Below are 25,616 nucleotides of genomic sequence, written 5' to 3'. Positions count from 1 at the left end.
ATTGGACGTCCTACAAGTATAGTGCTGGATTTTGCTTCCAGAGCTTCTGGAAGCGTAAAATATGCTTCGGTTTGAAATGGTTCACTCGCTCAATTTATACTCTTTTCCGCAATACGTTAAATGTTATTTGATCCGAACGGAAATAATTAATCGAATAAAGTACAGGTCGATTCGACTCATCAAAATGAACCTGTCGCAACACAAGAAGCGGCGTATGCTTGTCACAGTTCATGATTTTTGATATTTCGTCGTGATAGGCAATTGTATTGATCTGAGACCTGGCATGGTTAATTACAATCCCAGCTTCACCTAAGGAGTTGAAAATTGATTCTTCTCCCAGTTTATAACCCTTAGGAAGAATACTATCCGGAACTTTATCAATACAATAAACTAAAGGGACTTCATCTGCCGTCCGAACACGTTTCACTAGGAAAACCTGCTCGTCCTCCTCCAATTCCAACTCTTCTATATCATCTCGATGCGGTCCGACAATACCTGTAAATAAGATTTCTGTTCCTGGTTTTTTTCCTTGTCTTTCAATCAATTCAGTAATACTGAATAGTTCTTCAATGCCACCCTGGAATACAGGTACCCGATTTACGAATGTGCCAATCCCATGTTTACGGATAATAATATTTTCTTCTTCTAGTATTCGTAATGCTTCCCGTAATGTGTTCCTTGATACGCCAAGTGCCTTTGCCAAAGCTGTTTCGGATGGCAATTGTTCTCCCGGTTCAAGTTCACCATTGTTTATCTTTTCTCTGATTTGTTCGATAACAATCAAGTAACGCGGTTTTTGATAGTGACTTTTCAATGAGCGCTCTCCTCTCCATTTTCATATTGTATAGCATGGTCAGAACGCTTTCAATAGAAATTTTGATATTAAACCCGGAGAAAAGGATGGATTCTATACTTAGAATCCCCTTTCCTCCAGTTATATCGCTTGTAATACGAAATTAATAAGGAATAACAGGGTAATGATATATAGTGGCATGGATACTTCTTTGCGTTTGCCTACTACAAGTTTTGCTAGTGGGTAAGCAATGAAGCCGAATGCTATTCCATCCGCGATACTGTATGTGAATGGGATCATTATTATGATGATCAGTGCAGGAAAGGCATCTGACAGATCCTTAAAGTTAATGTTTTTAATATTAAGCATCATAAGTCCACCAATTATAATTAAAATTGGCGATATTGCTGTGCTTGGAATTAACTTAATGACTGGAATGAAAAGAGATGCTACAAGAAATAGGAACCCAGTCACAATCGATGTAATTCCTGTCCTGCCACCTGCTGCAATTCCGGCAGCTCCTTCAACCGTAGATACCGTTGGGCTACTACCAAACAATCCGCTTAACATCGCTGATATGGAAACAGAACGGATAGCTGGGGTATATTGTTCATCCCGCTGTGCCTGTTTTAGTTGGCCACTTATCAAACCAATATTTTCAAACACGAGAACCATCGTCAGGGAAAATACTGCAATCCAAAATGTAATGGACATGATCCCATCGAAAGACATCGCATTGAAAACACCCGCATAATCAGCCAAGGATAAGTTAGCTCCTCCAGCTTGGTTAAAATCAATCAGACCAAACATCCAGGCAATCATCGTCCCAACTAAAATGGTGATGAGGAAATGTCCCGGTATGTTACGGAGGAATAATCCAAGCGCTATAATAAATGTAAGGAAAAATGCTAATACTTCAAGGCTCCCGATATCACCAAGCGCAATGATGGAATGTTCCCCACTCACAATAATGTGACTCTTCTCTAAACCAATAAGTGCAAGGAACATCCCTAAACCAACCGTAATGGCCTCTTTTAACGCATTTGGAATCGACTGAGCAAGAATCGTTGCTAATCGTGTAAATGATATGAGGACAAAAATAATCCCCGCTACAAATACAACCGCCAATGCTTCCTGCCAGGTTAGTCCCATGGCATGGACGAACGTATACGTGAACATCGCATTCAATCCCATGCCTGGAACAAGAACCAAGGGCACATTCGCACCGAATCCGACAATGAAACAGCCGACCATCGACGTTATAATTGTTGCCCAGACGGCACCTTCAATCGGCATTCCAGCATCCGAAAGTATCGTCGCATTTACAACAATGATATATACAATTGCAAAGAATGAGATCAATCCTGCTAGGATCTCTTGCTTTACATTTGATCCTTTATCATAAACTCCAGTTATTCGATTTAATTTATCTTTCACACTGTCTACTTCCTTCTATAATTCCCTCGGCCCGCCCAGTCGTTTGATCGTTATTCCGTAACGATTTTAATCCCGGAACTTGCGCCGATTCGACTAGCACCGGCATCGATCATAGCGTGTGCATCTTCCTTACCACGCACACCGCCAGAAGCTTTTACACCAATATCCGGACCAACTGTTTCACGCATAAGTTTCACATCTTCAAGCGTGGCTCCTCCAGTAGAGAACCCAGTTGAAGTCTTCACGTAATCTGCGCCTGCTTTTACAGAAAGTTCGCAAGCTCGAACCTTTTCTTCTTCTGTAAGTAAGCTCGTTTCGATAATTACTTTGACAAGTGCTTTACCTGTCGCGGCATTTACAACCGCACGAATATCATTTTCAACTGCTTCATCGTTTCCAGCTTTCAACTCGCCAATATTAATGACCATATCCACTTCGGTCGCACCATTTGCAATTGCATCCTTTGTTTCAAATGCTTTCGTTTCCGGTGTGTTGGCGCCTAGTGGAAAGCCGATAACGGTACAAACTTCTACGTCTGTTCCTTTTAATTGTTCCGCTGCTTCTTTCACCCAAGTTGGATTTACACATACGGAATAGAAGTTATATTCCTTTGCTTCCTTACATAAAGTTATGATTTGCTCTTTCACTGAATCAGCTTTGAGCAACGTATGGTCAATCATTTTCGCGATATTCTCTGTCATTTTCTCACCTCATCTTATTTATGGGAACTTGGTAAACGGCGTACGATGCCTCTAACTAATTTGAGGAAATCCGCTTTTACTTTTTCTGTCGTTTCCATTACTTCTTCATGGGATAGTGGCTGGTCTAAGATTCCTGCAGCCATATTCGAAATACAGGATATTCCAAGCACTTTCATTCCGCTATGCTTAGCGACGATCACTTCCGGAACGGTAGACATTCCGACCGCATCCCCGCCTACTTGTTGCAGCATCCGAACTTCCGCTGGTGTTTCATAGCTTGGCCCACTATTCCAGACGTAAACACCTTTTTGTACCGGAATTTCTAGGGTTTCAGCAACCTCTTCCATTAGTTCCTGGTATTCACGATCATAGGCAGTTGACATATCCGGGAAACGGACGCCAAGTTCCGCATCATTCGGACCGATTAACGGATTTATTCCGACATTATTGATATGGTCCGTGATCATCATTAAATCTCCTGCTTCAAACGCTGGGTTCACTCCACCAGCCGCATTCGTGACGATTACCTTGTCAATCCCTAGCTGTCTCATCACTCGAACCGGGAAGGTCACTTCATCTAAACCGTAACCTTCATAGAAATGGAAACGCCCTTGCATAGCAAGTACCGTTTTTCCTTCAAGTTCACCAATAACAAGTCTGCCAGCATGCCCTTCCACCGTCGAAACCGGGAAATTGGGTATATCCTCATACGTTATCTGTACCGGATTCTCTATTTCCTCCGCGAGTACGCCAAGACCTGAACCAAGAATAAGACCAATTTCAGGACGTGCTGCCAATTTACCGTTAATAAACGTTGCAGCTGTTTCAATTGCTGTTTTATTCATGTCTCTCCCCCTCACTTTATTTCATTTAAAAAGCTTTGCCCGAACTTCGGACTTGTAACTTGAAAGTTGTCTGCGACCGTCTCGCCAAGATCGGCAAATGTTTTCCGTAACGGTAGTTCTTTTCCTACTGTTATTCCCTTATGATGGACGAGTAATGGAACATATTCTCTCGTATGATCGGTTCCATGATGGACGGGATCATTTCCGTGGTCAGCTGTAATGATGAGTAAATCATCTTCTCTTAACTTCTCAAACACTTCTGGAAGTCTTGCATCATATTCTTCCAGCGCTTCTCCGTAACCTTGAGGATTACGGCGATGACCATACTTCGCGTCAAAGTCAACTAGGTTTAAGAAGCTCAAACCAGTAAAGTCCATATCCATCGTTTCCAGTAATTTATCCATACCATCCATATTAGATACGGTTCTTAGAGATTCTGTTACGCCTTCTCCGTCGAATATATCGGAAATCTTACCAATTGCAATCACGTCATAGTTTGCATCTTTCAATTCGCTCATTACGGTCCGCCCGAATGGTTTCAAAGCATAGTCATGACGATTTGCTGTGCGCTCGAAGCTGCCAGGTTCTCCGATAAACGGACGGGCAATAACACGACCAACCATATACTCCGGATCATTCAATACTTCACGGGCATACTCACAGATTTCATATAATTCCTCAAGCGGAACAATGTCTTCGTGTGCAGCTATTTGTAATACGGAGTCGGCTGATGTATAAACAATTAGCGCACCTGTATCCATATGTTCTTTCCCAAGCTCTTCGATAATCTCCGTTCCCGATGCCGGTTTATTTGCAATCACTTTCCTGCCGGATTTCTCTTCTAATTTTTGAATGACTTCGTCAGGGAATCCGTCCGGGAATGTACGGAACGGCGTATCAATGTAAAGCCCCATGATTTCCCAGTGTCCTGTCATCGTATCTTTTCCAGCAGAAGCTTCCTGCATTTTTGTATAATGTGCAAGTGGTTTTTCTACAGGCCCAATGCCTCTTAACTCGTGAATATTGCCTAGCCCTAATTTCTCCATATTTGGCATATGAAGCCCATCCATATGCTCGGCAATGTGACCAAGAGTATTCGCTCCTACGTCATTATATTTCTCAGCATCCGGTGCCTCACCAATTCCAACAGAATCCATCACAACAACAAATACTCGCTTAAATGTATGACTCATTAATCTTCACTCCTTTAAAAATGTTGTTCTTTTATTCATAAATGACATCATAGATTAGGGGTTTTTTCTCTATCTTTTCTTTGGAAACAGAATAGGATCCATAAATCTTATCGATCACATCTTTTACATCTTCCCGGTTACTATGAATTGTCACAAGCGATTCGCCTTTTTTCACTTCATCACCGATCTTTTTATTCAACACGAGTCCAACTGCTAAATCAATTTCGGATTCCTTCGTTAGACGTCCCGCTCCAAGTAAGCTTGCTGCAATTCCTATTTCATTCGCAATGATTTCTGATACAAAGCCATCTTCTTTTGCTTCCACTTCAAATGTGTAGGAGCTCTTAGGTAGTTTTTCCGGCGCATCGACAATCGATGCATCTCCGCCTTGCGCTGTAATCATTGTTTTGAATGTTTCAATCGCTTTTCCTGAGTTAATTGCTTCCTCAAGCATTTCTTTCGCTTGTTCAATGGAATCTGCTTTCTTACCGAGATAAACCATCCGGCTGCCGAGCTCAAGACAGAGTTCATGTAAATCTTCCGGCCCTTCTCCTCGAAGTGTGTCAATGGCTTCTTTTACTTCAAGCGCATTACCAACTGCAAATCCTAAAGGCTGGTTCATATCCGAGATAACCCCTATCGTTTCTCTTCCAGCTCCATTACCAATTTGTACCATCGCATGGGCTAATTCCTTGGAATCTTCCAATGTCTTCATAAATGCCCCAGAGCCTGTCTTCACATCAAGTACAATTGCATCTGCACCGGAAGCAATTTTCTTACTCATAATCGAACTTGCGATTAAGGGAATCGCATTTACCGTAGCCGTTACATCACGTAAGCTATAAATCTTTTTATCAGCAGGTGTTAAGTTACCACTTTGGCCGACAACTGCGACTTTGTTTTTATTCGTAAGTTCAATGAATGTTTCCGGTTCGATTTCAACTTGAAAGCCTGCAATAGATTCCAGCTTATCAACCGTACCACCTGTATGCCCTAGACCACGGCCGGACATCTTCGGAACAGGAACACCTACAGCGGCTACGAGTGGTGCAAGGATTAATGTTGTTGTATCACCCACCCCGCCAGTAGAGTGCTTATCGACTTTCACACCGTCAATTTCTGATAGATCGACTTGGTCTCCAGATTCAACCATCGCTTTTGTTAAATTTACCCGTTCTTCTGTCGTCATATCCTGGAAATAAACAGCCATTAGGAATGCGGACATTTGATAATCAGGAACTTCACCATTTGTATACCCTTCAATTACAAATTCAATTTCCTCTTTTGTTAATTCCAATCCATCACGTTTCTTCTCAAGAACATCTACCATTCTCATGTGGAAAGCACCTTCCTTTTTATATTATGTTTTACGGTTTCAAATACTTTTATCCAACAAAGCAACTGACTACTTATAGGACGTCCAACAACTACTAATTAGAAAGCCCTTTCAGTCGTTCTACAACCAGTATATGATTGGACGTCCTACAAGTCAACTGTTTTATTATTCAAACATTTCGGTTTGACTGGTGAATGTGAATATAATAATAACGCCATAATAAACAACTGGTTTCTTATACAAAAAAAGGAATTGGAAGCTTTGAGGTAGCTCTCCAATCCCTAATCTAAATTTGTTTATTATTCTACTCCACTTTCTAAAGTATAAAATTTATTCAAGAAACTAGTTTCCTATCGGACTTCTACAAATCCCCACTTGAAAACCTTTCTGATTCAAGATTCTTTTCACATTTACAATTGCATTTCCTTGATAAACCTGCTCTAAAATCATGCCTATTTCCATTATTTCTTGTTCGTTCTCCTGTCGCCCTTCTAACAATCCGCGAAACCAATTATTGATTACTCGTGGCGCTATATTCCCTGCAATAGACGATAATCGGTCATAGCCATAAGATATTTTCTCCTCTAAATCTACCTCTCCGCCTGCATAAAAATAAAATTCATTGCGTCTGAGATGCTTTTTAATCGCTTCAACTTTTTCTTTAGCCCCGCATCCTTAATTCCCAGGACTAATTCAAGCTTGCTCAATTCGAGAATACTATCAACGGAAAGATCGAAACCAGTTCTTTTCGGATTGTTATATAAAATGGTAGGTTTCTTACTTCGTTCCATAATGCTCTTTGCATAGCTGACGGCTTCTTCCTGTGTCGGTAAAATATAGGGCGGAAAGCCAAGCATAACTCCCGCGATTTTTGTCTCTTGAATCCTTTCCGCAAGTTCCTCCGCTTTTTTCTGCCTAACGGAAGAAACACCGAATATGATTTCCATCTCGTTAATGAGTTCTTCTTCCTTTTCTAAGCGGTTAAGGAGTTCCATTTTCTCTTGCAGGTTTAAACTATGCTGTTCTCCGGTTGTTCCTGAAACAAGTACAGACTTTATCCCTTGTTTATAAAGGTTTCGTATATGGTTGATTGTTCCATCTGGGTCCAGTGATTCATCTTCTAAAAAAGCTGTCGGTACGGCAATATGAAACTGTTCTTTCAGCATCCTGTTACCTCCATTTTTTAATTATCGATAACGACATCCCGACCAGCGAGCACTCCCGTTATCACAATTATTATTCCAATCGCAATTAATACGATAATCGGCGCCGTCCAGCTGCCCATTACATCATAAAATCCTCCAAATGCAATTGGTCCCGTTGCCGCGATAAGATAGCCAATCGATTGGGCCATCCCAGATAAATCAGAGGCCTCATAACCATTTCTAGTTCGTAATGTAAAGAACATCATCGATAAGCTATAACCACTGCCACATCCAATCCCAATTAAGATAGCGGAAATGATGAGTATACTAAGATTGCTGCTAAATAACCCCGCTGAACCGAGGATAAAAACAATACCCGTGAACGCTCCTAATAATTTTTGGTTTTTCATTCGGTCGGCGAGCACTGGAATGATAAAGTTTACTGGAATAATGCCTAATAACATCACCGAGATGATCAACCCTGCCTGACTAAGCGAATAACCATGAGACTGTAAAATATCAGGCAGCCAGGTTAGTGGGGTAAAGTACATCAATGATTGAAAACCCATAAAAATTGTTACGTTCCAAGCTGTAGCAGAAGTCCACATTTTTGTTTTTTTCTGTTCGACATTTAAGTCTGGTTGGAGCTGTGGATTTCTTACTTGCGGATACCAAACAATGAGCGCAATTAGGATTAATGCGACCGAGATTCCCAAGGAAACTCTCCAGCCAAATCCTTCAATATTCGATAATGGCACACTAACCCCAGAAGCTAGTGCACCAAATATATTCATAAATATCGTATACAGACCTGTCATTAAGCCGATTTTAAAGGGAAAACGCATTTTTATAAGACCTGGAAGCAATACATTTCCAAAAGCAATCGTAATCCCGATCAGAGCGGTCCCAATAAATAATGTGCTAATTCCATTAGCAGACCGAACAACAACCCCAAGACCTAATATCATCATCGCTAAAAATATCGTCTTTTCCATACCGAACCGGTTTGCGATTTTCGGTACAAATGGGGAAACAAACGCAAATGCCAGTAGCGGTAAAGTTGAGATTGAGCCCATTACCGAACTGCTTACGTCTAAATTATCGCGAATAACCGGCACCAGTGAGCCAATTGATGTGATGGGAACACGTAAGTTAGAAGCAAATAACATAATTCCTGCAACTAATAGAAGGCTGATTGTCTCATTTTTCCTTCTCTGTTCTGTACCTAATACCATTTTATTGCTGCCTCCAAGCTTCCTTTCATGTATCACGAACTTACTCTAACGCCTGTGACAAATCCTCTTTCAAGTCTTCTATATTTTCAATTCCAACAGAAACACGTAATAAATTAGCTGGTGCCATCGTTTTATCTTTTTCAACGGAGGCGCGATGTTCAATGAGACTATGTGTCCCGCCTAGACTTGTTGCACGTGTAAATATTTTTACCTTTGCTGCAACTTCCATTGCTTCTTCCTCGCCGCCTTTTACTTGGAAAGATAACATCCCACCGAATGAACTCATTTGTTTCGCTGCAATCGCATGCCCTGCGTGACTAGCAAGGCCAGGGTAATGGACCGCTTCGACTTTTGGATGAGCCTCAAGAAATTCCGCAAGTTCTAATGCATTTTCACAATGGACCCTCATCCTTGGCGAAAGCGATTGGACACCCCGGAGAGCCAGCCAACAATCAAACGGTGAAGGAACTGCACCTTTTTCATGCTGCCAAGCACGCAAATTTTTCAAATAGATACTATCAGACTTAGCCACAATTGCCCCAAGCATTAAATCACTATGACCTCCAATATATTTCGTCACTGAATGAAGGGAAAAATCAACTCCATATGAAAGTGGACGTTGTAAAGCTGGGGTTGGCCATGTATTATCGACGACTGTATAAGCCTCTGCTTTTTGTGCAATCTTCGTAATTGCTTCGATATCGACTATTTTAACAAGCGGGTTAGATGGTGTCTCCATCCAGACAAGACCCGTCGGCGCATCTTGTATCACCTTTTCCACTTCAGCAAGATTCGTCATATCTGCGATGGCAATATCGAATCTCTTTCCAATATCCGTCTCGGATATAAGTGCACGGATACCGAAATACATATCATCCGGCATCACAACCCGGCGTGGTAAATCTTGCGGCAGTGCCTCGATTATAGAGGAAATCGCTGCCATCCCGGAAGCATAAGTCACACAGTCAAAACCGGATTCAAGCGATGTCAGACACGCTTCCAGTGCTCGACGATTCGGATTATCCCCGCGACCATACATGAAATCATTTGTATACGAGCCATCTGCAGCTCGTTCATATGTAGTAGATAAATGAAGTGGACTCGTCACTGCTCCAGTTAACGGGTCTATTCCTCGTCCAACATGAATTGCCTTTGTTTCAAAACGCATATCATTTCCTCACTTTCAAAACTTTTGTTGTCTATTCATATAATACTATAGTAAATGGTGATATTTTTAAAGTTTCTGTTATTAATTACCTATATCGTTTGTTGGATGAATAAATTTGTCAGTAACCGAACTTCTGCAGACTGAAACACAAAAACACCCCACCAGCTCATGAGGCGGGGTTCATTTTGATTATCCTATGTTCTTTAAGAGTGCCTGGCACTTCCTTATAGTGAAGACTTATTATTAAATAAGTAATCCATCAAACTATTATAAATAGGTACTTGATCCGTGACCAAAAATACCGGTAGCATTGCGATCACAACAATTACCGTAAGATTAGCCAAAAAAAACTTTATCACTCCGTCTCTCAATGTTTTCATACAATTTGCCCCTTTCGGAATTTAGGAATAGTATAACACTATACGTTATGCGAAACAATACCTTTGTTCACATTCCCGTCACAAATCTAATACGTTTATTTTAATATATTCAATTTTCACCCGATTTAATTAAGGTTAAACAGATTTTTCAAAAAAAATGCCCCTACCATTAAATCGGTAAGGACATGTTTTCATGTTTTATCCTTTTATATTTAATACTTCACCATCTGTTAGTTCAATTAATTGGACAGGTGTCATTTGAAACACAGCTTTCGGATGCCCTGCGGCGCCCCATATATCTTCGTATTGAAGTAAATCTTCATCAATGATAACTTTAATCGTCGCATCCTGAATGACTGGTGACACACCGCCTATCGCAAAGCCAGTTTTTTCTTTCACAAATTCCGCATCTGCTTTTCCTAATATTTCACCAATCAACTCACCTAAATGCTTTTCATTAATCCGGTTGGAACCACTGGCTATAACGAGCAATGCGTTGTCGGATTCTTTCAATTTAAAGACAATCGATTTCGCGATTTGCGCAACTTTACACCCCAGTGCCTCAGCGGCTTCCTTTGCGGTTCGCGTGCTATCTGCAAGCTCAATTACTTCATTGTCATATCCCTTCGCAAGCAGAGAATCTTGTACAACTTGCGCGCTTTTCTTTAATTTCCCCATTGTCTGTAATCCCCTCTTTTTATCTTTTATTATAACTAAATATTTGAAAAATATACAGAGGAAAAACTTCACTGCTCATTCTGGAAACTTTTTCTTTGATTTCCATTTCCATTGTCTCGAACAAGATTAAGAAAGACCTCTAAGGCCCTCGTCCGGAATGGAGATTTTGTAATAATCGAGAATTCTCGTAAGAGCGGGAGACCATCGATCCCGATAATTTTTAAATCTCCATATCTCACTTCTTTTTGAATCGCCCACTTGGATAGCAGGCTAATTCCAAGACCGGCCGCTACCGATTCTTTAATCGGCTGGGTACTGCTAAAATGCATGAACCGGCAAGGATTAATTCCATAAATTTGAAAAAGCTTCTCTGTTGCTTCTCTCGTTCCAGATCCCTTTTCCCGGACAATCCATGTTTCATTTTCAAGATCACGATGCGTTAAACCTTCTTTACTACACAGTTTGCTTGTCGGGGAAGCAACAATAAACATTTCATCTTCAGCAAACGGTTCTATATGAACATCTTTCCTGTTAAAATGCCCTTCGACAATGCCTGCATCAAGTTGGTGACCCGCAACTAAATCTGCAATCGTGACCGTATTTCCAATTGTTACAGTCGGTTGAATATCCGGGTAATTCCTCTTTAGCTCAGCGATCATTCGCGGCAGAACATATTCCCCAAAGGTATAGCTCGCTCCAATGGCTAGGGGACCATTAGCTTTATTCGTTAAATCGTCCACTAGGTTCTGCATCGTTGTATATAAACCTAAAATTTCCTTTCCATAATGATAGACAATCTCACCTGCTTTATTTAAATGAACGTATTTGTTCGTCCTTTCCATTAAACGCATGCCGATTTGATCTTCTAATGCACGGATATATTGACTCACAGCAGGTTGTGTCATGTAATGTTCTTCTGCCGCTTTAGAAAAGCTTTTCTTTTCAGCAACGGTTATAAATAGTTGTAAATGTTTATCCATCATCTCGCCTCCTTACCTATTCATTTTTCTTTATTATAACTAATTACTTATGTTAATCATTACTATATTTTATTTTTCTTATGAACTTTTCTTAGCTATGCTAAGAAAAGGAGGGGTTCCATGACGAACAATGCAAAATCATTTCCTTATTGGTTAGCTGGTATCGCATTTACCTTTTTTATTGCTTTACTCGGCTATTTATTGGCACTCGTACCAGGATTTCAGCCCGTTGGCCAATTGGCTTGTGCAATCATTATCGCTGTTCTTTACCGGCAACTATTTGGTTATCCGGAAATATTGCGGGCAGGTATTACATTTTCTACGAAGAAGCTCCTACGTTTCGCTATCATTTTATATGGACTGAAATTAAATATTAATACCATATTCCAAGATGGCATTGGATTGCTCTTGCGTGACGCGATTGTTATAGCCTTTGCAATTGGTCTCATGATGTTGCTAGCGAAAGCGTGGAAAGCAGATCAAAATATTTCATTTTTACTTGGGGTGGGAACTGGGATTTGTGGAGCTGCTGCCATTGCTGCGGTCGCGCCAATAATAAAAACAAAGGAGGAAGACACGGCAATCAGCGTCGGTATTATTGCATTAATGGGAACGATTTTCGCAATTGGATATACATTAATTAAGCCATTATTACCACTCACTGCAATTGATTATGGAATCTGGTCGGGAATCAGCTTACATGAGCTTGCCCATGTTGCAATCGCGGCAGAGCCAGCTGGAGAAGAAGCATTGGCTATGGCACTACTGGCGAAATTGGGTCGAGTATTCCTACTGGTACCGTTCTGCTTTCTTCTTATCTATTTTCTTAAATTCAAACGTAATGGGGAGCGGACACGGGAAAAGATAGAATTCCCTTGGTTCTTGCTCGGATTTATTTTAATGAGTATGTTAGGTAGCTATGTACTCGGTAGCATCTTCCCTGTTCCTGTGAAGCTTTTAGAAGGCGTGAGTACTGCAACAACCTGGATCTTGACAGCAGCCATGGTTGGCCTTGGGTTGAATGTAAGCCTGAGAGATTTACGGACAAAAGCATTAAAACCATTCATTGCAATAGGCATCACTTCTATTTGCCTATCCATTGTTGCCTATTTTATAATTTAGAACTACTAAAAGCCATACAACACAAAAGCTGTATGGCTCCTTCTTCTACTCACCATTTATCCTACCTGAAGCTATTTGATTAGGCATCTTCTAGCGGCAATGTTAACCCGAATGTATTTGTATCTTTCCCTTCCTTCTAACCAATATCTCCATTATGTCGTTCAATAGTTTCTTTTGTTTCAGCCTCTGACACCTCTATATATATTGTAAGGAAAAAACTGTTATTTCATCTTTTCGAACTCCTGTATCATCAATTCATAATTCAAAGCACCCAAGGCTTTATTATGAATCGTACCGTCCGAATTGATCAAATAAGAAGTTGGGATCGGCTGAACGCGATACACCTCCGCAGCAGCATTCCCTTCATCGGTATAAACAGAAAAGGTGAGTCCATAATCATCGATAAACTGATGAACATCATCAAGGCTCGTCTCTGTTTCAATTAAATTAACTGCAATAATTTTTATATCTGTATTCTGATGGAACTTCTCCATATCCGGCATTTCCGCACGGCAAGGCGGGCACCAGGTTCCCCAGAAATTCAGCATGACACGTTCCCCGCGGAAATCAGATAACTGCACCTCTTCCCCGTCCATTGTCTTCAATTTCACGTCAGGTGCCATATCACCGAAATCTAGCCCTTCCTCACCCTCCCCAGCACTCCCATTTACTGCGATATCGCTGGACACACTCGCACCTTCTTCACCGCTTGTTTCTATTTCAGACTCATCCACATCATTCTCCTCTACAGTTGCCGTATCAGAATCTCCGATAAATTCATAGACCGTCCAGCCAAACATGAGAACAAATACAACAATAAGAATTAACTTTTTCATCCCAAAAGCCTCCTAATATTATCCTAGTCTTGATAACCATGTATCATCAACAATATCAAGTAAGAAACCAGTAATTTGCGGCATCAGTCCTAAGAACAATACGAGTCCCATGAGAATCATGACGACCGCACCGACCTTCATAATGATGCCACTATGGCGAACAATCCATCTTGTGGAACCGAGGTAAAAGCTTAAGACAAGAAACGGCAACGAAAAGCCGACAACGTACATCACCGTGTAGAAAATGCCTTGTCCGGGATTGCTAGCTGCTAGTAGTAAAATAGATCCGAAAATCGGTCCAATACATGGCGTCCATCCAGCCGCAAATCCAAGACCTATTAAAAATGTTCCAATGTAATTCGCCCGCTTTTTCGTATATTGAAAACGCCTTTCCTTCATCAAGCTTGGAATTGTAATCCAACCTCCAACAAAGAGCCCCATGAACATGATTAGGATGCCCGCAATCCGCTGAATAAACAACCCTGAATCTCCTATCAGCAATCCCTGCACCCACTGTCCAAACAATGACGCACTTGCTCCAAGGCTAATGAAGACAAGCGATACGGCAATTAGAAAGATTAAAGAATGACTAAGGATTTCTTTTCTGATTTTTGTATTTTTACTTCTTTGTAACTCTTTCACACTGATCCCTGTTATGTAGGACAGGTACGCTGGAAAAATTGGAAGTACACAAGGAGATAAGAATGATAACGCCCCTGCACCAACCGCAAGAAATGTACCCGCAATCAATAGCGTATCTGCTTCAATTCCGCCCACGACGATCCCTCTTTCTTAAAATAATAACGATATTTATTGTAAAAAATAACCAAACAAACCAAGGTGCTATTATATAACCGAACACGGTAACAAATGGTTGTATCGAATAAAGAATGAACACTCCAACAGACCAAACTACCAGTAACATGATGAACAGCAGCTTGTCAGGTAATTGATCATGTACGATGTAATATAAGATAAGAAGCAAGGTGATTAAAATAAAGTATCCAATTGTACCTCCAGTTTGAAGCCAAACGAGGTAAATAAATTCATACAAAAAAGATGCGACTAAAATTACAGGAATAAATGATTTCATAAATGGGACAGCATTTATTTTTCCCCTCTTTACTTTTATAAACAGGATAATCCCACTGATTAGAATAGCGAGATAAAATGCTTTAGAATCACTCGGGTAAGCAAGCACTGCCAAAGGATCTTGGATGAACAGCTTCAGATTCGTTAAAATTTTCCCGATCCAAATAAAGATGACAACATTTATCAACTCTGAAACCATCTGTTCGATATGTATTTTTTTATTGTTTTTAGATAAATCACTCGTTATATAAAAGAAAAGAATACCCCCTGCAAAACTCAGAGCAAATACACCTATAGGTATTAATTTACTTATTAGCGCCAATAGCTTTTCTCCTTTATACCATTGTTCTCTACTTAAGCATACACAACAATTATGAAAGTTCGATGAAAAGATTAAATTATTCGGTGAGTGATGAAGTAAAGTTTGTTTTTAAAAGAAGGTAGATAAGTCAGCGAGTATTTGATGATGCATATAAATTGTCCTTAAGACCCGTTCAGTAAAACATAAGAGCGAAAGAAAAAGCCCGTCTGAAGTTAATTTCCATCTTGGGCTTTAGATATTAGAATGCTCATGTCTTTCTTTTTTTAATAGTTTATGATCTTACTATAATTATATTAATGCTTCTTCAAAAAACAATTTGCACTCGTCTGATTCCGTATAGGCTTTTTTGGCACGAAGCAAATAATGATTATTGCAAGAATAACCGCTCCCATTCTTCTCTTAATATTCCCATTCGGATAGAGTCATAATATCTGCCATTGTAAAACCGACACTTTCTCAGTCTTCCTTCCAAACGCATTCCCAATTTCTCGCCTAACCGCATCATACGCTCGTTCCCGGACCACGTAGCGAAGCCCACTCTAACTAATGGTAAAGTGTTGAACAAATGATCGACCCACGTTTTAAAAAAGATGGTTCCGTATCCGCCATTCCAATAATCGGGGTTATAAATAACAATACCCGTTTCAAGCCAATTTGAAGGCTTATGCTCCCAATAATAGGACACGGTACCGATCAACTCTCCGTTAACAAACAAGCCCCAGCGATTATCCTGGTGTACTAGAGATGATTTCATTTCTTTCAAAAAAGCATCATATGTTACCGCCGCGTGGTCATAATAAGGGGCATCCCATTTTTTCCATTCCGGATTTGACTCTTTATATGCTAATACCCACAAGGCCTTTAAATCTGTTTCATTCAACGACCTCATTTCAAGTTCGTTATTTATTTTTATACTCAATTAATTCACCTATCTCGTTTTATATTTGCTGCTATTTATTAAAAACAGTCGGAGCTTAATCCAGCTTAACCAATGATACTGTTAGCTTTAGCAATCATGATTGTTTGTAGGCAGTTTCCCATTCGTAATCTTCCGTAATAATTTGTGCAACACACTTACACATAAATATAGCGTTATACAAATGACTACTAGAAAAATTATATATTTAAAAAACAAATTCGGCATTTTCCCTGCAACCCAATTTCCACCGTAATATATAATAAATCCCCCTATACAAGCAACAGCAAGATAGGTAAATCCCGTTCCTAGAATTTGAAATTTTGTAAGTTCCTTTAATTTAATTCTGTTTTTATAAATAATATAAGTGACTACCACGATGGATAACACCACAATTAAACTATCTTTCACACTATCCCTCCAGAACTCTGAGCACGATAATATGCATACTAAGCTAGATTATTTTTTTCCTATGTCTTCCTCATCAACTGACAGTAAGGATGGTAAATAAAGTCCTAAGTTTAAAAATAAAATGAAGCCAAGCAATAAAACATAGAGTAGAAGTTTCACGGTTATCCCTCCTCGTATCATTACGAATGTTCGCCCTCAAAAGTTTCACATATGGCTCGTTTGCTGAACGATTTAGAATCTGCTTCTCATTAGGAATTTATTTTCTCTATCACCTTGTCTACATTATCCCATACATATATCAACTCACTCAACGTTTTTCCGGCAAGTTTTATCTGTTTCATTTCAACTAGCTTCGCACCATAATGTTCATAAAAATACCGGGTTTTATTTTATTTTCATTTAAACAGCCTCGTACTCAGGTTTCTTAAGCATCCTTACTAGATAACAGTATACAAAATAGAGCTATTGCTTTACACAATAACTCTGTCTCAGAGAACTTCATTCGTTCTTATGATATACTAAACTCATCAATAAACTGAGCTTCACATGAGGGGTTATGGTAGCACTTGTCGCCTTGTCGATTCGTTTTCGGCGGGAGACTTCCCCAGTTGGGAGGTGTTGCCTATGGCTTTTGAAAGCGTGTTAGCGCTAATGATATCCTTTGGGATGTTAGTAGCGTTCATCATGTCCGAAAGCAATAAGAAATAATCCCTCATGAACTTTAGCAGGTGAGTGAGGGATTATTTCCCGTATCGCTACCTACCCCTCTTGACGGGGTTTCAGTTTATTGTGACCGTAGATGTTACCAGCATCTGCGGTCTTTTTATTATATGTCTTTCTATATAAAGTATACCCTAATTACAGCATGAATATCAACTGTTTCACAAGTTTCTCTATTCTTTTCAGACATAAAAAAATTAATTCAACCCAAGATAATCCCGCTTGAAAATATTCATCAAGACAGCATTATGATAAATTCCATTAACAAAGTACGCTTCTTCCAACGTAGCAACATATTTATAGCCACATTTTTTATAAACATGCACGGCTTTTTCATTAACTTCATCCACATATAAAAATAATTTGTGTAGATTCAACACTTTAAATGCGTAATCAGATGCTAAATTTGTTGCTTTAGCTGCATAACCATTTCCTTGAGCAGCGGGATCAATCATAATCGCATATTCAGCATGACGATGGATAAAATCAATATCAAATAATTGAACAAGACCAAGTGCTTGTTCGCCATTTGTTAAAATAAAGCTGCGCGTATTGCTATCTTGCTGCTCTTTTTCAAATATTTCTTTTAGTCTAGACTTTGAATAATAAGCTTCTTCAAACCAATAGGACATAATTGCGGGATCATTCACTAACTTGTGTAAAAAATTAATATCATCTTCTTCATATGCTCTTAATCTTAGTTGCTCTGCCATTTTCTTACTCCTTCTTCCATACCTCTGGATTTACAAGATTTCCTGGTTTTTCACCGTTCAATCCTGCTCTTAAATTTTCAGCTGCTAATGCTGCCATTTTATTTTCTGTTTCAGCCGTAGCCGATCCAATATGCGGTAATGTCACGACATTTTTCATTTTTAATAACTTGTTATCTGGATTTACTGGTTCTTGTACGTATACATCTAGCCCTGCGGCTGCTATCTCTTTATTTTTCAGTGCTTCGATCAAATCTGCTTCCACAACCGTACTTCCCCGGGATACATTAATAAAAATTGCGGATCGCTTCATTAATTGAAATTCTTTTTTGCCAATCATCCCCCTTGTTTCATCTGTTAGAGGGGTAATAAGGCATATGTAATCAGAATTCCTAAGCAGACTCTCGAGATTCATGTATGTTGCATTAAACCGTTCCTCTGCATCTGGTTTCGGCGTGCGGCTATGATACAGTATATCCATATTAAACCCTAAATGAGCTCGTTGTGCAATAGCTTTACCAATCCGGCCCATCCCGATTATTCCGAGCTTTTTATGATGAACATCTACGCCGAATAATTCTGTGGTAACAGCTTCTTTCCATTTTCCTTGTTTTACATATTGGTCAAGTTCGGGCATTCTTCTGGCGGTTGAAAGCATTAAGCCCATTGCCATATCAGCTACAGTGTCTGTTAATACATCTGGCGTGTTCGTTCCCATGATGTTCCGCTTTGTTAATTCTTCGGTATCTAAATTATTGTAACCGACAGACACGTTACTAATGATTTTTAAATTTGGTGCTTTATCAAGGATGTCACTCTGGCCAGGAAAACCCAGCCCAATAACCCCCTCTGCCTCTTGGAGGAATGATAAGAATTCAGGATTATCATGCGCATCACGTTCTTTAAATATTCGTACATCAAATTCTTCTTGTAATGCGCTAAGTACTGGTTCTTCAATTCGATCATAAACGATTACCTTTTTCTTCATATGCATTCACCCTCCCATTTTACAACTGAAAATAAAAATCTGATTGAACAGGTGTATTTCTTATGCAGAAATACACCTGTTCTTCTACTTTTTCTATTTACTTCACTTACTTTCTTATCTAATTTTATACCATCCTTCTTGATTTGCAAGGAATGAAGTGGAAGGAGGGGTTATAAAGTGAAACTCATTCAGTGGGGGTAAGACCGTTAATACGTGATAAAATAATACTTCATAATTCATTTAAAAAAATTGGTTTAAAACGCTAGATTGCGGGTAGACTGATAACTAAGTAAATAGGACCATTTTTTATTCTAATCTTCCACACATTACACTTGAAGGATTACCCAAATATAAGCAAGTCTTTAGTTTCATTTAGATTGTAGACATTAAAGTTAGAAAAGCGTATAATATTCAACTGTACTGCTTTTTTTAGTACATATATCTAATTTTAAGGAGGGACTATCTTGGCTAATGAAAACTCTAATAATAAAAAAACAATGAACCGCCGGATATTCATGAAAAATGCTGGGATATTTACTGGTGGTGTTGTAGGTGGATCTATCCTTGGGGGAATACTAACGAATCCGTTTCTAAAGGAGGAGTCAGAAACACCGCAAACTACAACAGAATCAGCAAGCGATTTCCAAGAAGCGCGCATGTTTTTTGATCGCTTTGAGGACTTTGTAATTCTGCGAGCAGCAGTAGAGCGTATCTACCCGGAAGATGACAATGGCCCAGGTGCGGTCGCGTTAGGCGTACCATATTTCATTGACAAGCAATTAGCAGGCTCATGGGGAACGAACGCGAAAGAGTATATGCAAAATCCATTTAAGGTCAATGGTGATACTGATGATGATGAAGTGATGCGTTATGAAACACCTCTAAACAGAGGTCAAATCATTATCGAAGGCCTAAGAAAATTGGATGTAGTAAGTGAAGATAAGTTCGATGATAAATTCAGTAACCTTGATGGCGAGCAACAAGACGAGATATTACAACTATTTGATAATGGAGAGGTTGAACTGACTGGTGTAGGTTCACAACATTTCTTTAGTTTACTCCGAAAAATGACAATCGAAGGTGTATTTGCGGATCCTCTCTATGGCGGAAATAAAAACATGGATGGCTGGAGAATGGTAGATTATCCAGGTCCACGTCCAGGCTTCATCGATATTATCGAGGAAGAAGAATTTGTCAAAATGGAACCAATGGGATTGAACGATTACCAACAATCATAAGTTTAAACACAACAGGAGGAAGATTTCATGGCAATAAAACTGGATAAAGTAGACGTAGTTGTAGTTGGTACAGGTTGGTCAGGTGGTATTGTATCCGCCGAGCTTGCCAAAGCTGGCTATAAAGTCGTTGGACTAGAACGAGGAAAAGAAAAAACAGTCAACGATTATCTTGGAAGTAAAGATGAACTCAGATTTACACAGCGTTATGATATGATGCAAGATTTATCAAAAGAAACCATTACTTCTCGTAGTGAAATGGATGAAGAAGCCCAGCCAGTCCGAACACAAGCTGAAATGATGGTTGGTAACGATGTAGGTGGAGGTAGTGCGCACTGGGCAGGCTGTACGTTCCGTAATAATCCATTTGACTTTGAAGTGTATACGAAAACCGTTGAGAAATTCGGTAAAGACAAAATACCAGAAGGAATGACTTTGCAAGACTGGGGCATCACTTATGATGAATTTGAAAAGTACTATGACCGGTTTGAAAAAACAGCTGGAACATCAGGAGAAGAGGATCCACTCGGACCACCCCGTTCGAACCCTTATCCTAACCCGCCACTTAAAAGTTCACCGGCAATCAATTTATTTAAAGAGGCAGCAGAGAATCTCGGGTACCATCCATATATGATTCCTGCAGGTAATATGAGTGAAGCTTATGAAAACCCAGATGGGGAAAAACTGAGCCAGTGCCAATTTTGTTCCTACTGCTCTCACTTCGGGTGTGATTTCGGGGCAAAATCGGATCCTGTCGTTACCGTTATTCCTACAGCACAAAAAACAGGTAACTACGAGCTTCGCCCTCATTCTTATGCCCGTCGTGTGCTACATAATGGTAAAAAGGCTACTGGGATCATGTATGTAGATATGAAAACAGGACTTGAATACGAACAGCCCGCGGATGTAGTTGTTTTAGGTGGATTTACTTTTACAAATACACGCTTACTACTACTTTCCGAAATCGGCAAGCCTTATAATCCAAAAAAACGAGAAGGTGTAATTGGAAGAAACTTTGTCGGCCAATTTAATAATACTTTCCTCGGTGTTCGGGGCTTTTTCAATGACAAGAAATTCAATATGTATGGTGGAGCAGGGGCTCTTGGTGCAACATTAAGAGACTTTACAGTAGAGCATATTGACCCTGAGGGTAAAAACTTCATACATGGTGGACACCCGGAAATTAGACAGTATGGATTGGGTCCAATCCAAAGTCTAGCCGTACCAAGTGATACTCCTAGCTGGGGTGCAGAATTCAAGGACAACTCTGTCAAATATGCAAACAGTATGCTGCATGTTTGGTTTGTACCAGGAGTTATGCCATGGTGGCACAATTATACAGACTTAGATCCGACCTATAAAGATGCATTTGGTGATCCGTTACTACGTATAACAAATAAATTAACAGATCAAGATATTAATATTGCGAAGTACGGTATCGAAGTAACTAGAAAGATCATGGAAGAAATGGGCGCAGATATCATCGATGAAGATGAAGTTCCAGAAGAGTTCGACCATATCTACAGCGGTGGACATTATGCTGGTGGAGTAGCAATGGGTGCCGATCCAGAAACATCTGCCGTTAATAATTACTTGCAAATGTGGGATATGGAAAACCTATTTGTCACAGGTGGATCTGCATTTCCACACTTTTCCGATTATCACCCGACCGGAACAATCGGAGCTTTAGCTTATCGTGCCGCTGAAGGTGTAGAGAAATACCTCAAAAACGGAGGTTTACTCGCTGAAAAGAAAACAAACACACACAAAATGGCATAGACGAAAAGTAGGTGAATTGCTATGGGGATAGCTAACATTGGAATTCCAGGTTTAATTCTTATTGTAGTTCTAGCTTTGATTATTTTCGGTCCAAAAAAACTACCTGAAATCGGCAAGGCGGCCGGAGAAACTCTCTCAGAGTTTAAAAATTCGGCCAATGAATTAGTTAGTGGGGACGAAAAGAAAGATGAAGCTACGGATAATTTAGAAGAACCGGAAGAAGTGTCTAATAAACAATCTTAAGTACTTGCATTAAAAAACACCTTCGAAATGGGTATAATCCATTCGAAGGTGTTTTTCACAGTTTAGGATCGATTGACGTTCCCTTCTATAATACCGTCTTTAAATCGTTAACAAGTAGATCAAGTTCCGCCTCGCTCATGCCATCATATTTTTTTACAATGTTCCCGTCAGGATCAATTAAGTAAAAGTAAATTCCATGTGCCCTTTGTCCCACTACTCCTTCTTCCAACACAGTTTTAAACGTATTCTCCGATATTTCTTGAATCGTTTCAAAATCATAGCCTGTTAAAAAGCTCCACGTTTCTAAATCTGCATCATACCCTTCGGCATATTCTTTCAATACCTCCGGAGTATCGTGTGCTGGATCAACACTAAACGAGACGAATTGGGGGCTCAGACCATCCTCTTTCAATTTCTGTTGGACGGCCGCCATGTTAGCTGTTGTTCTTGGACAAACTATTCGACAATTCGTATACATGAAATTTGCTACCCACCACTCATCTTGAAGATCGTCCAAGTTTAATACTTCCTCATCTTGTGTTATAAATTCAAAATCAACCATCGGTTCAGACATATTTGTTTCTATCTTGTCTCCGCAAGCTGCTAGGAAAACAAGTAATACAAAAAGTAATAAAAATTTCTTGATTTTCATCCTTACCCTTCTTTCGCCAGTTCTGTATATCAACGGTTTCTTAGCTAATATTAGTTTTCGTTGTTCCTAGGATTTTTAAAACTCAGCTCTGAATACTTCCTATTCAATCGTAACAAACTTCGCATCTCTTTACGAATTTAATTGAAACAGAAAAAAAGAAAAAGACGAGAGAAAATGTTAATCTCACGTCTTTTACCTGAAATTCTAACAACATCTCTTATAAGTCATTACCCAATTAACACTGCTCCATAAATAAGTGCTCCTAAAACAACTAACACAGGACTAATCCTAAATCGCTCAAGGGCAAAAAAACTTAAGACAGCAATAATGACAGTATGAAAGATCCCCGATGTCTCATAAGCATTCATGAAAAAGTTAAAGGTCATTACACCTAACAAAACAGCAATTGTCGGGCGAATATATTGTGTCAACCGCTTCACTTTCGGGGAGTCTTTAAATTTTAACAACAAACCAAGCAATGCAATCATTAAAATCATCGAGGGTGCGACAGCTGCAAAGACACCAATAAAAGATCCTAACACACCACCCATTTCAAATCCGATGTAGCCTGAAAGCTTAGTCGCAATAGGACCTGGTAAACCATTCCCTAATGCCACCATTTCACTAAATTCGCTCACCGTAAACCATTCATATTTATGAACCACTTCATGTTCCAATAATGGTATGGTCGCTGGACCCCCACCATATCCTAATATATTCGCGATAAAGTTTGCTTTAAAAATTTCCCAGTATATCAATTCCCATCAACTCGCCTTTCTTTTTTTTCTCTGGAAAGCAATGCGGAAATAATGAGAATCAATATTAAAATGGCCGGATGAATACCGAGCATTTGCATGACGACTAAACTGATAATCGTTAGCATCACAGTCGGCAACCACCCCATCAGTTTCTTGGAAAGCCTGAGAAAATCCCAGGCCAACACACCAATCATCACACCGGCAACAGGAATAACACCTTTGGCCATTCCTTGTACCCATGGACGGTCCTTATAAGTATTTAAAACCGTTAACAATAAGATCATTAAAACTAATGTCGGTAAAATTGTCGCAAGGAGTGCATTCAACATTCCGCGCCACCGATCGATCTTCCAGCCGATATACCCGGCAATTTTCGTATTAATGGGGCCTGGCAATGTATTGGCAAGTGCTAATACATCTGCAAATTCTTCATCTGTCATCCATTCAAATTTCGTAACCACTTCCCTTTGCATCAGTGGAATGGCCGACAATCCACCACCATATCCGAGCATGCCTGCCCGAAAAAAAGCCATAAAAAGATCCCTCTGCCTCACCAAAGTTACCACTATCCTTCTACCTTTTTTAACTTTTCAAGCCATCTAAACATAAAGCCACTCACAAGCATCCGTAGCGAACCATATAACTGAAAATATCACAAATACTTCCTATATGATCGTAACAAATATTGAACATTTTTACGAATAGATGGAGGTTCTAATTTCTAATTACACAGGTGCGAAAGGATAAAATAACAGGGATAATTTTAGCCAGGTTATCCTTCAGGGTGGTAGCTGGAGGACTTTTTTGCGGCAGAAAGTTAATTCATTTACAAGAGAGTGCTGATATGCCTAGCTTTAACACTTAATCCGGATTTTTAATTTATTCCTTTTTCCAAAGTACTATTCCAGTTACAGTCATCCATAACCAGACGGAACCATAGAGAAATCTTTGCAACAGCCCGCCCGGTAGATCATTAAATAGGGGCTGAAAGAATATCAGGATAAGACTGACGGTTGACAGAAACACACAGAAGAAGGTCCATTTTGATAATGTCGGCATAACCGTTTTGATTGCAACCCCGATTAAAATCAAAGCAGGTATTTGAACAAACATTCCCGGTAATGAAGCAAATGTATGAATCAGAAAATTTAAGTCGGCGGGAAAAATACCTGAGATCGCATAACTAAGCCCGAATATGACGAGTAAGACTGTTGCTGCTCTTATACCTCGTTTATTTGGCCAACATTGCTGCAAGAAAATAGCACCGGCAAATGTAACAATTCCGGTAAGCGTAAAAGTCCAATTCATTAACGAATGATAAGGGGAACAAATTTCATAAGTTGCAAGTTCATATGTCCCTGTTCCACAAGAAGTGACACCTAGATCACTCATCGGCTGTCTCAACAAATTATACGGTGCTTCAGCAGCCCGGATAACAATGTATTCCATAAAGAAATATGCACTTAATGATACCCAGGATACCATGCCGATTCTTTTTGTAATTTCATGATACTTTCGTAACAAAAGAGCTGCACTTAAACCGATAACAGTCAACAATCCCATGAATACATATGAAATCATGTTTCATCTCCTTAACATTTGCTTCTTTGTTGAGACGATTATACTGCTTTATTCAGGAGTCGAGAAGCAAAATTTAATTTAATCTTCATCAGCGCTAATTCCAATCCAGAGACAATGCGAAGAAATTCTATTTTTACTTGCACACACGTTATAGCCTCCTTGCTTTCATACTATTACAGATGATTTTTCCTCTTGCTAAAATGAAGAGGAAAACAGCGCTATCCCCTTAGCTCACCTTGGAGTGCCGCTATGGAAATTTCCATTAAAATAGGGAACTCCCTCAACCGAAAGTTCCCCTCGTTATTTCATGGAATAAAAGTACATCAAAACAAAGTTGGCTGCGTTTTGGTATGCTTAGTT

At 39.7% G+C, this 25,616-nt stretch carries 27 protein-coding genes; 4 read left to right on the top strand and 23 right to left on the bottom strand.

Annotated features, from left to right (window positions below):
* Positions 1 to 94: 94 nt before the first annotated feature.
* From SPD53_RS10035 to SPD53_RS09980, 12 genes are all read right to left on the bottom strand, one after another.
* A complete protein-coding gene (locus SPD53_RS10035) occupies positions 95 to 814 on the bottom strand; it encodes a GntR family transcriptional regulator (protein ID WP_156856897.1) in 720 nt (239 codons plus the stop codon).
* Positions 815 to 934: 120 nt separating this feature from the next.
* A complete protein-coding gene (locus tag SPD53_RS10030) occupies positions 935 to 2,230 on the bottom strand; it encodes an NCS2 family permease (RefSeq protein WP_156856898.1) in 1,296 nt (431 codons plus the stop codon).
* Positions 2,231 to 2,280: 50 nt separating this feature from the next.
* Complete coding sequence (gene deoC / locus SPD53_RS10025) at positions 2,281 to 2,931, bottom strand: deoxyribose-phosphate aldolase (RefSeq protein ID WP_156856899.1); 651 nt, start codon at positions 2,929 to 2,931, stop codon at positions 2,281 to 2,283.
* Positions 2,932 to 2,945: 14 nt separating this feature from the next.
* The gene (locus SPD53_RS10020; protein ID WP_156856900.1) at positions 2,946 to 3,776 is read right to left on the bottom strand and encodes a purine-nucleoside phosphorylase; all 831 of its coding nucleotides are present in this window, start codon (positions 3,774 to 3,776) and stop codon (positions 2,946 to 2,948) included.
* An 11-nt stretch (positions 3,777 to 3,787) separates the two neighbouring features.
* Entirely contained in the window at positions 3,788 to 4,969 is a 1,182-nt protein-coding gene (gene deoB / locus SPD53_RS10015) for a phosphopentomutase (RefSeq protein ID WP_156856901.1), read from the bottom strand.
* A gap of 31 nt (positions 4,970 to 5,000) precedes the next feature.
* The gene (locus SPD53_RS10010; RefSeq protein ID WP_156856902.1) at positions 5,001 to 6,305 is read right to left on the bottom strand and encodes a pyrimidine-nucleoside phosphorylase; all 1,305 of its coding nucleotides are present in this window, start codon (positions 6,303 to 6,305) and stop codon (positions 5,001 to 5,003) included.
* 342 nt (positions 6,306 to 6,647) lie between these two features.
* Positions 6,648 to 6,950, bottom strand: coding sequence for a dihydrodipicolinate synthase family protein (locus SPD53_RS10005; protein WP_336252475.1), 303 nt, complete (start codon positions 6,948 to 6,950; stop codon positions 6,648 to 6,650).
* Complete coding sequence (locus tag SPD53_RS10000) at positions 6,896 to 7,471, bottom strand: dihydrodipicolinate synthase family protein (protein WP_336252466.1); 576 nt, start codon at positions 7,469 to 7,471, stop codon at positions 6,896 to 6,898. The genes SPD53_RS10005 and SPD53_RS10000 overlap by 55 nt, the downstream gene beginning before the upstream one ends.
* 17 nt (positions 7,472 to 7,488) lie before the next feature.
* Complete coding sequence (locus SPD53_RS09995; RefSeq protein WP_336252465.1) at positions 7,489 to 8,685, bottom strand: CynX/NimT family MFS transporter; 1,197 nt, start codon at positions 8,683 to 8,685, stop codon at positions 7,489 to 7,491.
* 40 nt (positions 8,686 to 8,725) lie between these two features.
* Positions 8,726 to 9,853 (bottom strand): trans-sulfuration enzyme family protein, encoded by a 1,128-nt coding sequence (locus SPD53_RS09990; protein WP_336252464.1) that lies wholly within the window; start codon positions 9,851 to 9,853, stop codon positions 8,726 to 8,728.
* 578 nt (positions 9,854 to 10,431) lie between these two features.
* Positions 10,432 to 10,911 carry a YbaK/EbsC family protein gene (locus tag SPD53_RS09985; RefSeq protein WP_336252463.1) on the bottom strand — a complete coding sequence of 160 codons (480 nt, stop codon included), beginning with the start codon at positions 10,909 to 10,911 and terminating at the stop codon, positions 10,432 to 10,434.
* A 68-nt stretch (positions 10,912 to 10,979) separates the two neighbouring features.
* The gene (locus SPD53_RS09980; RefSeq protein ID WP_336252462.1) at positions 10,980 to 11,891 is read right to left on the bottom strand and encodes a LysR family transcriptional regulator; all 912 of its coding nucleotides are present in this window, start codon (positions 11,889 to 11,891) and stop codon (positions 10,980 to 10,982) included.
* A gap of 120 nt (positions 11,892 to 12,011) precedes the next feature.
* Between SPD53_RS09980 and SPD53_RS09975 the strand changes: the two genes are divergently transcribed.
* Positions 12,012 to 13,013, top strand: a complete 1,002-nt coding sequence (locus SPD53_RS09975; RefSeq protein WP_336252461.1) for a YeiH family protein — start codon at positions 12,012 to 12,014, stop codon at positions 13,011 to 13,013.
* Positions 13,014 to 13,234: 221 nt separating this feature from the next.
* Here SPD53_RS09975 and SPD53_RS09970 read toward each other — a convergent pair whose 3' ends face one another.
* The 7 genes from SPD53_RS09970 to SPD53_RS09940 form a co-directional block, all read right to left on the bottom strand.
* Entirely contained in the window at positions 13,235 to 13,849 is a 615-nt protein-coding gene (locus SPD53_RS09970) for a TlpA family protein disulfide reductase (RefSeq protein WP_336252460.1), read from the bottom strand.
* A gap of 18 nt (positions 13,850 to 13,867) precedes the next feature.
* Positions 13,868 to 14,626: a cytochrome c biogenesis CcdA family protein gene (locus tag SPD53_RS09965; protein ID WP_336252459.1), complete on the bottom strand. Its 759-nt coding sequence runs from the start codon at positions 14,624 to 14,626 to the stop codon at positions 13,868 to 13,870.
* Positions 14,613 to 15,263 (bottom strand): hypothetical protein, encoded by a 651-nt coding sequence (locus SPD53_RS09960; protein WP_336252458.1) that lies wholly within the window; start codon positions 15,261 to 15,263, stop codon positions 14,613 to 14,615. The genes SPD53_RS09965 and SPD53_RS09960 overlap by 14 nt, the downstream gene beginning before the upstream one ends.
* Positions 15,264 to 15,630: 367 nt before the next feature.
* Positions 15,631 to 16,152 carry a GNAT family N-acetyltransferase gene (locus SPD53_RS09955; RefSeq protein ID WP_336252457.1) on the bottom strand — a complete coding sequence of 174 codons (522 nt, stop codon included), beginning with the start codon at positions 16,150 to 16,152 and terminating at the stop codon, positions 15,631 to 15,633.
* Positions 16,153 to 16,269: 117 nt separating this feature from the next.
* The gene (locus SPD53_RS09950) at positions 16,270 to 16,590 is read right to left on the bottom strand and encodes a hypothetical protein (protein WP_156857351.1); all 321 of its coding nucleotides are present in this window, start codon (positions 16,588 to 16,590) and stop codon (positions 16,270 to 16,272) included.
* A gap of 917 nt (positions 16,591 to 17,507) precedes the next feature.
* Positions 17,508 to 18,023 carry a GNAT family N-acetyltransferase gene (locus SPD53_RS09945; RefSeq protein ID WP_156857352.1) on the bottom strand — a complete coding sequence of 172 codons (516 nt, stop codon included), beginning with the start codon at positions 18,021 to 18,023 and terminating at the stop codon, positions 17,508 to 17,510.
* Between the two features lie 4 nt (positions 18,024 to 18,027).
* Positions 18,028 to 19,008 carry a 2-hydroxyacid dehydrogenase gene (locus SPD53_RS09940; protein WP_336252456.1) on the bottom strand — a complete coding sequence of 327 codons (981 nt, stop codon included), beginning with the start codon at positions 19,006 to 19,008 and terminating at the stop codon, positions 18,028 to 18,030.
* Between the two features lie 464 nt (positions 19,009 to 19,472).
* Here SPD53_RS09940 and SPD53_RS09935 point away from each other — a divergent pair, with 464 nt between their 5' ends.
* From SPD53_RS09935 to SPD53_RS09925, 3 genes are read left to right on the top strand one after another with little or no spacing between them, the layout of a single operon-like run.
* A complete protein-coding gene (locus SPD53_RS09935) occupies positions 19,473 to 20,246 on the top strand; it encodes a gluconate 2-dehydrogenase subunit 3 family protein (protein WP_232334452.1) in 774 nt (257 codons plus the stop codon).
* Positions 20,247 to 20,273: 27 nt separating this feature from the next.
* Positions 20,274 to 22,022: a GMC family oxidoreductase gene (locus SPD53_RS09930; RefSeq protein ID WP_336252455.1), complete on the top strand. Its 1,749-nt coding sequence runs from the start codon at positions 20,274 to 20,276 to the stop codon at positions 22,020 to 22,022.
* Positions 22,023 to 22,043: 21 nt separating this feature from the next.
* Complete coding sequence (locus tag SPD53_RS09925) at positions 22,044 to 22,265, top strand: twin-arginine translocase TatA/TatE family subunit (RefSeq protein WP_336252454.1); 222 nt, start codon at positions 22,044 to 22,046, stop codon at positions 22,263 to 22,265.
* Positions 22,266 to 22,350: 85 nt separating this feature from the next.
* Here SPD53_RS09925 and SPD53_RS09920 read toward each other — a convergent pair whose 3' ends face one another.
* The 4 genes from SPD53_RS09920 to SPD53_RS09905 form a co-directional block, all read right to left on the bottom strand.
* Positions 22,351 to 22,917, bottom strand: a complete 567-nt coding sequence (locus SPD53_RS09920) for an SCO family protein (RefSeq protein WP_336252453.1) — start codon at positions 22,915 to 22,917, stop codon at positions 22,351 to 22,353.
* A gap of 227 nt (positions 22,918 to 23,144) precedes the next feature.
* Positions 23,145 to 23,675: a chromate transporter gene (locus SPD53_RS09915; RefSeq protein WP_336252452.1), complete on the bottom strand. Its 531-nt coding sequence runs from the start codon at positions 23,673 to 23,675 to the stop codon at positions 23,145 to 23,147.
* The gene (locus tag SPD53_RS09910) at positions 23,672 to 24,208 is read right to left on the bottom strand and encodes a chromate transporter (RefSeq protein ID WP_188858432.1); all 537 of its coding nucleotides are present in this window, start codon (positions 24,206 to 24,208) and stop codon (positions 23,672 to 23,674) included. The genes SPD53_RS09915 and SPD53_RS09910 overlap by 4 nt, the downstream gene beginning before the upstream one ends.
* Positions 24,209 to 24,554: 346 nt before the next feature.
* Positions 24,555 to 25,256: a DUF998 domain-containing protein gene (locus tag SPD53_RS09905; protein WP_188858434.1), complete on the bottom strand. Its 702-nt coding sequence runs from the start codon at positions 25,254 to 25,256 to the stop codon at positions 24,555 to 24,557.
* Positions 25,257 to 25,616 lie beyond the last annotated feature (360 nt).

The sequence above is a fragment of the Oceanobacillus sp. MO10714A genome (genome assembly GCF_037072045.1).
Classification (GTDB): domain Bacteria; phylum Bacillota; class Bacilli; order Bacillales; family Amphibacillaceae; genus Oceanobacillus; species Oceanobacillus indicireducens.
Note: the sequence above shows the minus strand (reverse complement) of the source record. Positions and strands in the feature narration are given on the sequence as shown.